The sequence below is a fragment of the Enterovibrio nigricans DSM 22720 genome, assembly GCF_900167155.1.
GTDB lineage: Bacteria > Pseudomonadota > Gammaproteobacteria > Enterobacterales > Vibrionaceae > Enterovibrio > Enterovibrio nigricans.
Genome location: NZ_FUXU01000018.1, coordinates 15,095 through 27,116 on the forward strand (window position 1 = coordinate 15,095; position 12,022 = coordinate 27,116).

General features: G+C 47.8%; 12 protein-coding genes. 10 read left to right on the forward strand and 2 right to left on the reverse strand.

The genetic code is table 11. From position 1 onward, the window contains the following. Positions 1 to 6: 6 nt before the first annotated feature. Positions 7 to 1,182 carry a hypothetical protein gene (locus B5D35_RS08845; RefSeq protein WP_078752229.1) on the forward strand — a complete coding sequence of 392 codons (1,176 nt, stop codon included), beginning with the start codon at positions 7 to 9 and terminating at the stop codon, positions 1,180 to 1,182. A gap of 34 nt (positions 1,183 to 1,216) precedes the next feature. Here B5D35_RS08845 and B5D35_RS08850 read toward each other — a convergent pair whose 3' ends face one another. Beyond that, positions 1,217 to 2,059 (reverse strand): DUF72 domain-containing protein, encoded by an 843-nt coding sequence (locus B5D35_RS08850; RefSeq protein WP_078752270.1) that lies wholly within the window; start codon positions 2,057 to 2,059, stop codon positions 1,217 to 1,219. A gap of 336 nt (positions 2,060 to 2,395) precedes the next feature. Here B5D35_RS08850 and aspS point away from each other — a divergent pair, with 336 nt between their 5' ends. From aspS to B5D35_RS08885, 7 genes are all read left to right on the forward strand, one after another. Continuing rightward, positions 2,396 to 4,183: an aspartate--tRNA ligase gene (gene aspS, locus B5D35_RS08855; RefSeq protein ID WP_078752230.1), complete on the forward strand. Its 1,788-nt coding sequence runs from the start codon at positions 2,396 to 2,398 to the stop codon at positions 4,181 to 4,183. A 207-nt stretch (positions 4,184 to 4,390) separates the two neighbouring features. Next, the gene (locus tag B5D35_RS08860; RefSeq protein WP_078752231.1) at positions 4,391 to 5,137 is read left to right on the forward strand and encodes a YebC/PmpR family DNA-binding transcriptional regulator; all 747 of its coding nucleotides are present in this window, start codon (positions 4,391 to 4,393) and stop codon (positions 5,135 to 5,137) included. A 6-nt stretch (positions 5,138 to 5,143) separates the two neighbouring features. Further along, on the forward strand, positions 5,144 to 5,665 hold the full coding sequence (gene ruvC, locus B5D35_RS08865) for a crossover junction endodeoxyribonuclease RuvC (protein WP_078752232.1): 522 nt from the start codon (positions 5,144 to 5,146) through the stop codon (positions 5,663 to 5,665). A 142-nt stretch (positions 5,666 to 5,807) separates the two neighbouring features. Next, positions 5,808 to 6,233: a hypothetical protein gene (locus B5D35_RS08870; protein WP_078752233.1), complete on the forward strand. Its 426-nt coding sequence runs from the start codon at positions 5,808 to 5,810 to the stop codon at positions 6,231 to 6,233. A 156-nt stretch (positions 6,234 to 6,389) separates the two neighbouring features. After that, complete coding sequence (locus tag B5D35_RS08875; RefSeq protein WP_078752234.1) at positions 6,390 to 6,821, forward strand: hypothetical protein; 432 nt, start codon at positions 6,390 to 6,392, stop codon at positions 6,819 to 6,821. A 93-nt stretch (positions 6,822 to 6,914) separates the two neighbouring features. Further along, positions 6,915 to 8,717, forward strand: coding sequence for an ABC transporter transmembrane domain-containing protein (locus B5D35_RS08880; protein WP_078752235.1), 1,803 nt, complete (start codon positions 6,915 to 6,917; stop codon positions 8,715 to 8,717). 108 nt (positions 8,718 to 8,825) lie between these two features. Further along, entirely contained in the window at positions 8,826 to 8,984 is a 159-nt protein-coding gene (locus B5D35_RS08885; protein WP_078752236.1) for a DUF3012 domain-containing protein, read from the forward strand. Between the two features lie 83 nt (positions 8,985 to 9,067). Here B5D35_RS08885 and deoD read toward each other — a convergent pair whose 3' ends face one another. Next, the gene (gene deoD, locus B5D35_RS08890) at positions 9,068 to 9,778 is read right to left on the reverse strand and encodes a purine-nucleoside phosphorylase (protein ID WP_078752237.1); all 711 of its coding nucleotides are present in this window, start codon (positions 9,776 to 9,778) and stop codon (positions 9,068 to 9,070) included. A gap of 145 nt (positions 9,779 to 9,923) precedes the next feature. Here deoD and B5D35_RS08895 point away from each other — a divergent pair, with 145 nt between their 5' ends. Both B5D35_RS08895 and B5D35_RS08900 read left to right on the forward strand, forming a co-directional pair. Beyond that, positions 9,924 to 10,679 (forward strand): Crp/Fnr family transcriptional regulator, encoded by a 756-nt coding sequence (locus tag B5D35_RS08895; RefSeq protein WP_078752238.1) that lies wholly within the window; start codon positions 9,924 to 9,926, stop codon positions 10,677 to 10,679. A 110-nt stretch (positions 10,680 to 10,789) separates the two neighbouring features. Next, positions 10,790 to 12,022, forward strand: coding sequence for a NupC/NupG family nucleoside CNT transporter (locus B5D35_RS08900; RefSeq protein ID WP_078752239.1), 1,233 nt, complete (start codon positions 10,790 to 10,792; stop codon positions 12,020 to 12,022).

Genomic DNA, 12,022 nt, shown 5'->3' on the forward strand with positions numbered 1-12,022 from the left:
GGCTGAATGAAATCAGCAGTAATTGGGGCAGCGATGGCGTTTACTGCGCTGCCTTTAACCGCCTTCGAATACGTCGATATTGAAGGCGAGTTGTCTTTCCAGCAACGTCTGTTTGCAGATACGGGTACGCAGGGGCAGGACAAAAGCCAAACCTCTATCGCGATTGAGCCTGAGATTTATTGGGAATCAGAAGAGGGAAACACAAGCTTTGTGTTTTCCCCATTCTTCCGCTGGGATTCGCTCGATGATGACAGGACGCATGGAGACGTGCGTGAAGCCTTGCTCCTGCACTATCAAGATAACTACGAGGTCCGGTTTGGTGTCGGGATTGTTTTTTGGGGCGTGACGGAATCACAGCATCTTGTTGATGTGGTAAACCAAACCGATGCCGTCGAAGCGATAGATGGCGAGGTAAAACTGGGCCAACCAATGATAAGTATTGGGTGGGAGTTTGATGACAGTCTGCTGGATGTGTATCTGCTGCCGTATTTTAGGGAGCGCACTTTTTCAGCGTCTGACGGCCGATTAGCCATTCCGGGAATGGGTGACGTGGACGCGCACTACGAGTCAAGCCACGAAGAGTTTTATCCCGATATTGCTGCACGTTACGCGGTGACGTATAACGAATGGGATGTGGGACTGAGCGGTTTTCATGGTACCAACCGTGACCCGTATTTCGTGAACAACTTGTCGAACAATATCGCGCCATATTATGCATTGATGACGCAAATCGGCTTGGATGTTCAAGCTATCTATGGTGATTGGCTGTGGAAAGCGGAAGCGATTCGTCGATTCAGCTTGGATTCAAACACGGCGTTTACGGGTGGGTTTGAATACACCTACGTTGGTGTGAATGATGGCATCACAGATGTAGGCTTTCTGGTTGAATACCTGTATGACAGCCGTGGTGAAGACGCCCCCGTCGCTGGGCAAAATGATGTGTTTGCTGGTTTGCGCTGGGTATTGAATGACTTGGACGGCACGGAGTTTTTGATTGGCGGTACCGTCGATTTGGACGATACCGATTCTATGACGGTGAGATTCGAATCGAGCGGTCGCTTCTCCAATGATTGGAGCTGGACGGTAACAGGTTGGATATTTGATTCCAACGATACGTCAGACCCGATTTACGCGTTGAGAAAGGATGACTTTCTGGAAGCAGAAGTCAGCTGGTATTTTTAACACTGACTCACGCTATTTGGTTATCACTATTTGGCTATAAGAGTGCAATCTGCCCATCGCTTGGATGCTCGGGTCTAACGGGGACAAGGGGTGGCAGATTGATTTGTTTTTCTAGCAGCTGATAAAAATGCTCAGCCAACTGCGGAGCTTGGTCATTGTCCGCAGTATGGATCATCAAATACGGCGTTTTCCCTTCACGGATCCACACTGGGATCTTCGCTAGCCAATTTGCAAAGAAATGATCATTTCGATTCAGAGTGGGATCCCCAATAAAGCGAACCATTGGTGTTTCGGCTGTCGCGATGGCATGCACAGGAACCCGCGGTTTTTTCTGTTGTGCATCAAGCAAGGCATCGGTCTCAGGTGGTACGGAAAACACAGGACGGCTGTCCATGATAATGCGGTTCGCGCCAGCTTCGATCAGCATGGCATTCAACGCTTTCTCTTCATCACCCTTTGCGAAAAACGCCGGATGGCGAACCTCCACACCGACTTTGAATGCGGCTGGCATTGCCGACAGGAAACGTTGTAAATCAACGAGGTTCTCTGGGCCAAAAGCAGCAGGAAGTTGAATTTTCCAAAGCCCGATTCTTTCGTGTAATGGCTGCATCAAAGTGATGAATTCAGACACCATGGCATCAGAGTGGCGCAACATCATCTGGTGCGTAATGGGCTGAGGGAATTTAAACGTAAAGCTGAATGCGTCGCTGGTGGCGGCTTTCCAATTCGCGACCGTGGCATGAGAAGGGCTGGCGTAAAACGTTGTATTGCCTTCGACGGTGTTAAATACTTCTGCATAACGCGCAAGACGCTCACCAGATTTGGTGCCAGCGGGGTAGAATTCACGCTGCCACGCATTGTGCGACCATTGGGTCATGCCGAGACGAAGTGGGGGGGTAGTTAGCTGGGAAAGCGGCGTTTGCAAGACAGAATCCTTTCGTGTTTGTGAGCCACTATTGTTAATTCGATGGAGTGGTGAGGTCAATCCGTGTTGATTTTTTGCGCAATTGGGCGGTTTTCGTCGATTCAGTTGGCACTGATTTCCCGCAGGCTCAAATTTTCCTTTATAATACCCCGCTTTTTTGAAATATTCAGACTTTGGCTGTTTGATAGCTCTCAGCGGAAGTCAGCAGAGCTTTCTGCAAACCTCTTTATTCGATATTTTGCGTTTACGGACGTGAAAGGACAGTTAGTAACAGATCGGGAAATTCATATGCGCACCCAATATTGTGGTCACCTGAACAAAGCCCTAGCAGGGCAAACTGTAGAACTATGCGGCTGGGTTAACCGTCGTCGCGATTTAGGCGGTCTTATCTTTATCGATATGCGTGACCGTGAAGGCATCGTTCAGGTAGTTGTAGACCCAGATATGAAAGATATCTTCGAGGTTGCTAACCAACTGCGTAACGAATTCTGTATCAAGATTACGGGTGAAGTTCGTCTGCGTCCTGAAAGCCAAATCAATAAAGGTATGGCGACGGGTGAAGTAGAAGTATTGGCGAGCGGCGTTGAGATCATCAACCGTGCAGCGCCACTTCCACTGGACTTCAATCAAAACAACTCTGAAGAACAGCGCCTGAAGCACCGTTATCTTGATCTGCGTCGTCCAGAAATGAGCGATCGCATCAAGCTGCGTGCGAAAGCATCTAGCTTCGTTCGTCGTTTCTTGGATGAAAATGGCTTCCTGGATATCGAAACACCTGTACTGACTAAAGCGACACCAGAAGGTGCACGTGACTACTTGGTACCAAGCCGTGTTCACAAAGGTAGCTTCTACGCGCTGCCTCAGTCGCCTCAGTTGTTCAAGCAATTGCTGATGATGTCTGGTTTTGACCGTTACTACCAAATCGTTAAATGTTTCCGTGACGAAGACCTGCGTGCTGACCGTCAGCCAGAATTTACCCAAATCGATATCGAAACCTCTTTCATGAGCGCTGAGCAAGTTCGCGCGATGACTGAAAATATGGTTCACGACATGTGGCAAGAACTGCTGAACGTGGATCTGGGTCAATTCCCAATCATGACGTTTGCAGAAGCAATGCGCCGTTTCGGTTCTGATAAACCAGATCTGCGTAACCCATTGGAATTGGTAGACGTCGCTGATCTGCTGAAAGACGTTGAGTTTAACGTGTTCTCAGGTCCTGCGAACGACCCGAAAGGTCGCGTTGCTGTGATTCGTGTGCCAGGTGGTGCTGAGCTTTCTCGTAAGCAAATTGACGAGTACACCAAGTTCGTTGGCATCTACGGCGCGAAAGGTCTGGCATGGATGAAAGTGAATGATCGTGCTGCGGGCATTGAAGGCGTTCAGTCTCCAGTGGCTAAGTTCCTAAACGAGGAAATCGTTAACGGTCTTCTAGAGCGTACAGGTGCAGAAACGGGCGACATTATCCTGTTCGGTGCTGACAGCAAGAAAGTGGTTACCGAAGCGATGGGCGCATTGCGTCTGAAACTGGGTACTGACTTAGGTCTGACTGACACCAGTAAGTGGGCGCCACTGTGGGTTGTTGATTTCCCAATGTTTGAAGAAGATGACGAAGGTAATCTGCACGCGATGCACCACCCGTTCACTTCTCCGCTGGGCATGACGGCAGAAGAGTTGAAGGCAAACCCTGCATCAGCGATTTCTAACGCGTACGACATGGTACTTAACGGTTACGAAGTTGGCGGTGGTTCTGTACGTATTCACAACTCTGATATGCAGACTGTCGTGTTTGACATTCTGGGTATTGAGTCAGGCGAGCAGAAAGAGAAGTTTGGCTTCTTACTTGAAGCACTGAAGTACGGTACGCCACCACATGCAGGTTTGGCATTCGGTCTTGACCGTTTGGTGATGCTGCTTTGTGGTACTGAAAACATCCGTGATGTTATCGCGTTCCCGAAAACCACTGCAGCAGCATGTTTGCTGACAGATGCTCCAAGCCTTGCAAACCCAGCGTCGCTTGAAGAACTCGCGATTGCTGTCACTGCAGCCGCGAAGAAAAACGAAGAAAACGACGCGTAAGTCGCGCTGATTTCTTCTAGGGTCAACAGACCTTAATAAATAAGGCCAGATTATCTGGCCTTATTTGTTTCTAAAACCTCGAAATAATTTGGATGTATTCAATCAGATATGGGTGTGGTCTCAAACAACCACGCAATGTTTTGCTATAAATCCAAGATTAAAGTAATGACACCAGCGGTGTGTCGGCCGCTGATAAAGGAGACAGGAATGGCAGGTCACAGTAAATTCGCCAACATCAAACACCGTAAAGCGGCGCAAGATGCCAAGCGTGGAAAAATCTTTACCAAACTCATTCGTGAAATCACCGTTGCGGCGAAGGAAGGCGGCGCAGAGCCAGAAAACAATCCACGTCTGCGCGCAGCTATCGACAAAGCATTGTCGAACAACATGACGCGTGACACCGTAAACCGTGCAGTGACACGTGGTGCTGGTGGCGAGGGCGATGAGAACATGGAAACCGTGATCTATGAAGGTTACGGGCCAGCAGGAACTGCGGTCATGGTGGAATGTATGACCGATAACCGTAATCGTACCGTGTCTGGTGTTCGCCATGCATTTTCAAAAGCAGGCGGTAACTTGGGTACTGACGGTAGCGTGAACTACCTGTTCGATAAGAAAGGGGTAATTTCTTACGCGCCAGGACTGGACGAAGACGCTGTTATGGAAGCGGCGCTGGAAGGTGGCGCGGATGACGTTGAAACCAATGATGACGGTTCTATCGACGTGTACACGACGCCAGCAGATTTTGGTTCAGTGAAAGATGCGTTGGATGCCGCAGGGTTTGAAGCACAAAACGCAGAAGTGACGTTGGTACCATCGACGAAGGCTGACCTTGATGAAACGTCAGCACCTAAATTGCTTCGCCTTATCGATGCATTGGAAGATTTGGATGACGTACAAGAGGTTTACCACAATGGTGATATCTCTGACGAAGTCGCAGCAACATTGGAATAACCGCTCGTGGCAATTATTCTCGGGATTGACCCGGGTTCGCGGATCACTGGCTACGGCGTGATCCGCCATCAAGGACGCAATTTGGAGTACCTTGGTAGTGGTTGTATTCGTACAGATTCTGAAGATTTAGCGGGAAAGCTCGGCCAGATCTTTGCTGGTGTAAGTGAAGTCATCACCCAATTTCAGCCTGATACCTTTGCGATTGAACAAGTGTTTATGGCACGAAATGCCGACTCTGCATTAAAGCTCGGTCAGGCGCGTGGTAGCGCGATTGTGGCAGCTGTAAACGCGGGATTACCAGTTAGTGAGTATGCTGCCCGTTTGATAAAGCAAGCGGTTGTTGGCAAAGGCAGCGCGGATAAGAAACAGGTGCAGGCAATGGTCGTGCACATGTTGAAACTGCCATCAACACCCCAAGCGGATGCGGCAGATGCGTTGGCAGTTGCTATTTGTCACGCACATACGAACCACACATTGGTAGCGATGGCTGGGCAGGCCAAAAGTGCCCGTCGAGGCCGTTACCGTTAGGCACTCTTTTTACTTTCAAAAGCAGCTACCTAGCTGCTTTTTTTGATCGCGCGTTATCAATAAATGTTTGAAAGCGATTAGTGAAATCCTCGTTCTTTTCTATGGTTGTTAAAGGGAAATCAACATATTGAATGGGGAAACGATGAGATACGTAAAATGGGGACTGTGTATTTTTATAGCGTTTGTGTTTGTTCAATCGCTTTTCTTTAAGTTTACAGGCTCGCCAGAAACTGAGTTTATTTTTGGAACGCTAGGTAAATGGTCCGGACTTGCTTGGTTTGGTCAATACGGCGCGTATATAGTGGGAATCACGGAACTCATTGCTTCCGTTCTGTTGTTTACCCGATTCCATGCCCTAGGTGCTTTACTGGCAATTGGCACAATGACTGGCGCGATATTCTTCCACTTGTTTACCCCGATTGGTGTGGCTCAACCTGCCTTTAACGCAGCTGGCGACGTGGTTGGTAACGATGGTGGCATCTTGTTTGTAATGGCCTGTTTAGTTTGGCTTTCCGCGGCATTTTTGCTGTATCAAACCAAACGTGGGGACAGGGAGGAAGTCGATTAATCCTGCAAGTCTTGTGAAAATGAAACGCAAATAAGTTGAGGTGTCTTCCGAGTGACAGTCAAATGCTTGGTGTTCTTCTTCTAGAGTGTTGCAATTGGTAGTGTGGCACAAGGTTGTGCTCGACGACGAAAATGGCAACATAGGGAAGGAACACCGATGTGTTTTATTTTGGGCATGATGCTCGCGCTTATTTTGAACACAGGAAATGTGTTCGCTGCTGACTACATGAACTACGACTCAACCTACAAAAACATCAAAGTTGGTTCATCAACTGAACGATCCCTCAAGCACTTTCACGGAAAGCCTTTACGTACCCTTGAAAAAGACAAATATACGCTATTTAGGTATCGAAAGTTCGACGCCGCTGTCAATAAGCATGATGGAAAGGTTCGGTCCATCATCATTTTCGATCGCAGTTACAAAGACCGGAATTACCTCAAAATTGGTGATAGCCGCAAAAAAGTAGAGCGTGCACTTAAGAAAGACGTAAATGGTGACAATGCCATCGATCGTGTCCATGGAATCGTGTATTGGTTTGATGGAAATCGCATTGAAAAAATAGTGCTCGCAAACCGATTGCACCGCTAGCACTTGTTCAGTGTTGTAAATAATCGTTCGTCAAACAGCGTCAAAATAGTGTAAAACGTTGGTCATCTAACGTTTGTTTTTCTAGGAAGATTCGTGTCAGATTCCAGCAAACCTCAGCATCATAACACCCGATCAATTTTGGCTTGGGTGTCTGCGTTTCTAACGCCGTACAAAAACCGCGTTCTCGCTGCGGTGTTCTTTCTCTTTTTGGGATCACTAAGTTGGCTTGCTTTAGGGCAGGGTGTTCGGCTTGTGGTTGATGAAGGCTTCTTATCCGGCAATGCGTCTGAACTGAACCAAATCGTTCTCTTCATTCTTGCAATCACGCTTGTCAGTGGCCTTGCGACCTTCTGTCGATTTTATCTGATGAGTTGGCTCGGTGAGCGTGTCAGCGCGGATATTCGTATTCGAGTTTATGAACAATTACTAACGTTAACTCCCACGTTCTACGCCAAAGCGCGGACTGGCGAAGTTATCAGCAGATTTACTGCGGATACGACATTGCTTCAAACCGTTGTTGGATCCAGTTTGTCGATGGCCCTTCGCTCGGGTGTATCCGTGTTAGGTGGTTTGGTGATGATGGGGATCACCAGCGTGAAGTTGACGGTGTTGGTACTGCTTGCCGTTCCCGTGGTGCTAGTACCAATTGGTGTACTTGGCAGACGGGTTCGTAAACTGGCCCGTGTCAGTCAGGACAAAGTGGCGGACTTAGGTGCACATGTTGATGAAACGCTGCATGAAATCCGAACTGTCCAATCATACAACCACGAAAAAACAGAAACCTCCGTGTTTCAGGCCCGGGTTGAAACGGTGATGGATGCGGCCAAACTGCGTATTCGTTATCGTGCGACGCTAATGGCTTCTGTCGTGTTGCTCAGCATTGTTGCCATCATTTTGGTGACATGGATAGGGGCGCTAAATGTATTGGATGGGTCGCTGTCCGCCGGTGAGTTGTCAGCTTTTATGTTCTACGCTTTGTTGGTCGCGGGTGGTGTGGCCACGATCAGTGAAGTCATTGGGGATATACAACGCGCAGCGGGGGCAACCGAGCGTTTAATTGAACTGTCCGATATGCAGCCTGATATCGAAGATACATCCTCTCCGGTTGCCTTTCCTGAGCATGGAAAAGGCGATTTGTCTTTCAATGCGGTGAACTTTGCGTATCCGGGCGATGACAGTCAGGAAGTGTTCCAGTCTCTCTCTTTCTCCATTCAAGCTGGTGAACGTGTTGCTTTAGTGGGCCCTAGCGGAGCGGGGAAAAGTTCGGTATTTGCACTTCTTCAGCGCTTTTTTGATGTGCAAAGTGGCGAAATCCGTATTGATAACGAGCCGATTAAACATTTGGCACTTGATCGACTGCGTGAACAATTTGCCTTGGTACCTCAAGAATCAGTGATCTTTGCAACCAGCGTATTGGAAAACGTGCGTTATGGTAAGCCTGATGCTTCGATGAACGAAGTGATCAATGCCTGTAAAGCCGCGTCGGCACATGACTTTATTACAGAATTTACCGATGGCTATGATACGGAACTCGGGGAACGAGGCGTCCGTTTGTCGGGTGGTCAGAAGCAACGTATTTCTATCGCTCGTGCCATTTTGGCCGATCGTCCTGTCTTGTTGCTTGATGAAGCGACAAGTGCTCTGGATGCAGTGAGTGAGCATCAAGTTAAGCACGCATTGGATGCGTTGATGAAGAACAAAACGTCGCTGGTGATTGCGCATAGGCTCGCAACAGTCGTGAATGCTGATCGAATATTGGTGCTAGATAAAGGCAATATAGTGGCGACCGGAACACATCAGGAGCTGATGGAAACCAGCCCGTTATATCGTGAGTTTGCATCACTTCAGCTTGTGGCTTCAGATGCCGTGTATCTCAATGATGCAGTCGGTAATTAATCTGGTGTTTTGGGAATAATTTGTGGCTTAGGGGCATGGTGCGGAGTCTGTTATCTGATACTTTTGCGATTGTCAGGTCTATCGAATGAAAATAAACAAGGAAGTACGATGAAAAAATGCATTGCAGCGCTATTCGTGTTGCTGTTTGTGGCGGGCTGTTCGCCAGAAGTAGGCAGTAAAGAATGGTGTAATGATCTTAAAGAAAAACCCAAGGGAGATTGGACAGCCAGTGAAGCGGGAGATTTCGCTAAACACTGTATCTTCTGATGAAAAAAGGCAGGGGAGACCTGCCTAAAACGATATGTTGTGTTTCATTTACCCAGTCTATGTGTATAGCTGGGTATTTTTTATTATAGAGAAACTGCTGTATCCAACGCCAAGCTAATCATGTCATTCAGAGTCGTAACACGGTCTTCAGCACTTAGGCCTTCGTGACGGATAATGTGATCAGTCACGGTGCAGATTGCCAGCGCGCGAACACCGAACTCAGCCGCCAAGCTATAGAATGCACTCACTTCCATTTCTACGCCGTAAACGCCGTATTTCGCCAGAAGTGGGTAGAAGTCTTCGTCTGGACGGTAGAACATGTCAGAAGAGAACACATTACCTACCTTTACAGACAGTTCTTTTTCTTTTGCTACATCTACTGCGGTGCGCAGCATGTCGTAGTTTGCCAGAGCTGCAAAGTCGTGGTCACGTAGGCGGGTACGGTTCATTTTAGAATCCGTTGATGCGCCCATCGCAATAACCAGGTCCATCAACTTAACGTCGTCATGGATAGCACCACAGCTACCGATGCGGATTAGGTTTTTGATGCCGTAGTGGTTGATCAGCTCGTGAACATAGATAGAAGCAGAAGGCGCACCCATGCCATGGCCCATAACAGACAGCTTCTTGCCTTTATAGAAACCAGTAAAGCCCAGCATACCGCGAACGTCAGTGACTTGTACTGCGTCTTCTAGAAAGTTATCAGCAATGTATTTAGCGCGTTGCGGGTCACCCGGCATCAGAATTGTTTCTGCAAAATCACCTGGGTTAGCATTGATATGTGGAGTTGCCATTTTGGCTCCTAAAGGATAATGTTGTGACGCGCATACTCTAGGGTGTTGTGCAATCCGAAAAAAGGACACTTGTCCGCTAACAACCTCTTCCATGTTGCAAAACGGAGCTTTTGGCTTTTAGGCGACTCACGGAAATGAGTTATACATGGTATTACTAAGACGTGATGGTATGTCTCTTCAGGCTCAAACTTCGCTTTTTCAATCGTTATTAGAACAACCTTTTTGTCGCCCGTTTAAAATCCACAAAGGCGATACTTTTTTGGTGCAAGGTGAATGTGCTAACCAATTGTTTTTGGTGAATAAGTGCGATTTTTCCGTTTCCTATTTAACACCAGCAGGTAAGCGTTATATCGTCAATTCACAGCGAGGTTTTACGGGGGTGCTGGGCGAGATGGAAGTGTTTCGGCCAGAGGGACGGTATGTGTTCAGCGTGACGGCGCTTAGTGACGCAAATGGCTACCAGATAAGTCGCGCCAAATTATTAGAAGCAGTTGCACAGCAGCCAGATATGGCGATTAACTTCCTTCAATTGGTGACCGGAAGGTATGAAGAGTCGATCGGTCATACATTGAGCAATATCCTCTACACACTGAGGTTTAACATTATTCGTGTAATGTTAAATAAATCTGCGGAAGCAAACGACGGTTGGTTTGAGTTTAAAACGGATCAACATGCCAGTGAACTCGGTGCTACAACACGCGCGTTTCGCCGCGTCGTTAAAGACTGGTGGACGAAGGCGTGGTGGACAAAAAGCGTAGCACCTACCGTATTGCGAAACTGGATGTCCTTAAAAACGAACTGGATGCCTGCTAACCGCAAACGGTTTCTAGCAAACGTTTTCGTTTTAATGATGATCTTCTCAATTTCTCACTTTTTTTGCTCTGATCTGTTCGCAAGTTGACCGAAAAGGACAAGTGTCCTTCTTTTCAAATCCTGCCGACGTTAAAAAACGTTCGGCAGCGACATACTCGCTAGATTAACGCTTTTTGCCCACTAGAGATCACCCAGTTTATGAGCATTATCATGAGCCTTATCGGCATGGCATCCCTGATTGCTATTGCTGTATTATTTTCCGACAACCGTAAGAAAATTAACGTTCGCACCGTTGGTGGCGCGCTTGCTATTCAAGTGGCGTTTGGTGTGTTTGTTATGTATGTTCCATTTGGTCAAGCAATGCTTCAAACCGTCGCGGATGGTGTAGGCAGCGTCATCAACTATGCAAATGATGGCTTGGCATTTACCTTTGGCGATTTAGCGAACTACAAAGTAGGCTTCGTTTTCGTTATTAACGTTCTCTGCGTTGTTATCTTCATCTCTGCGCTGATCTCCGTGCTTTACTATCTGAAAATCATGCAGAAAGTCATCGCGGTCATTGGTGGTGCATTGAAAAAAGTGTTGGGTACAAGCCACGCTGAATCAATGTCTGCAACGGCAAATATCTTCGTTGGCCCTATTGAAGCGCCATCTTTGGTTCGTCCTTTTGTTCACACCATGACACGTTCAGAGCTGTTTGCTGTTATGGCGGGTGGTTTAGCGTCTGTGGCGGGCGGCACCATGATTGGTTACATCAATCTGGGTATCGATGTGAAATACATCCTGACTGCATGTTTCATGACAGCGCCTGCTGGTCTGCTGTTTGCAAAACTGCTTTGCCCAGAAGTTGATGAGCCAAGGAAAACCCTTGAAGCGACGGTGGAAGAAAACAGCGATGAACCTGAAACCTTGCTGGATGCAATTACTCAGGGTTCGATGATTGGTATGCAACAAGTCGCGTGCGTTACCGCACTGCTGATTTCGTTTGTTGCGCTAACCGCATTACTGAATGGCATCGTCGGTGCGCTGGCGGGCTTGATTGGCTTTGAAGGCATCACTGTTCAGTTAATTCTGGGTTACTTGCTTTCGCCATTGGCGTTTCTGTTGGGTGTGCCATGGGATGAAGCGGTCACTGCAGCGTCTTTGATTGGTCAGAAAATCGTAATCAACGAATTCGTGGCTTACGTAAGTTTCTTGGACGTTGCTGGTGAACTGTCAGAAAAATCACAAGCAATTATCATCTTTGCACTGTGCGGCTTCGCTAACATCGGTTCATTGGCCATGGTGATTGGTGGCTTGAGCGCAATGTCTCCGGGACGTCGTAAAGAATTCAACAAGATTGGTGTTCGTGCGCTGTTGGCGGCAATCCTGGCAAACCTGATGAGCGGTACGATTGCGGGTCTGCTGATTTCGCTGGGCAGTGTGTTGTAA

Coding starts and splice junctions, on each gene's coding strand:
- B5D35_RS08870 (WP_078752233.1), top strand. CDS start 5,808: ATGAGATACGTAAAATGGGGACTGTGTATTTTTATAGCGTTTGTGTTT.
- B5D35_RS08900 (WP_078752239.1), top strand. CDS start 10,790: ATGAGCATTATCATGAGCCTTATCGGCATGGCATCCCTGATTGCTATT.
- B5D35_RS08895 (WP_078752238.1), top strand. CDS start 9,924: ATGGTATTACTAAGACGTGATGGTATGTCTCTTCAGGCTCAAACTTCG.
- B5D35_RS08850 (WP_078752270.1), bottom strand. CDS start 2,059: ATGACCCAATGGTCGCACAATGCGTGGCAGCGTGAATTCTACCCCGCT.
- B5D35_RS08875 (WP_078752234.1), top strand. CDS start 6,390: ATGTGTTTTATTTTGGGCATGATGCTCGCGCTTATTTTGAACACAGGA.
- B5D35_RS08885 (WP_078752236.1), top strand. CDS start 8,826: ATGAAAAAATGCATTGCAGCGCTATTCGTGTTGCTGTTTGTGGCGGGC.
- B5D35_RS08860 (WP_078752231.1), top strand. CDS start 4,391: ATGGCAGGTCACAGTAAATTCGCCAACATCAAACACCGTAAAGCGGCG.
- deoD (WP_078752237.1), bottom strand. CDS start 9,778: ATGGCAACTCCACATATCAATGCTAACCCAGGTGATTTTGCAGAAACA.
- aspS (WP_078752230.1), top strand. CDS start 2,396: ATGCGCACCCAATATTGTGGTCACCTGAACAAAGCCCTAGCAGGGCAA.
- B5D35_RS08845 (WP_078752229.1), top strand. CDS start 7: ATGAAATCAGCAGTAATTGGGGCAGCGATGGCGTTTACTGCGCTGCCT.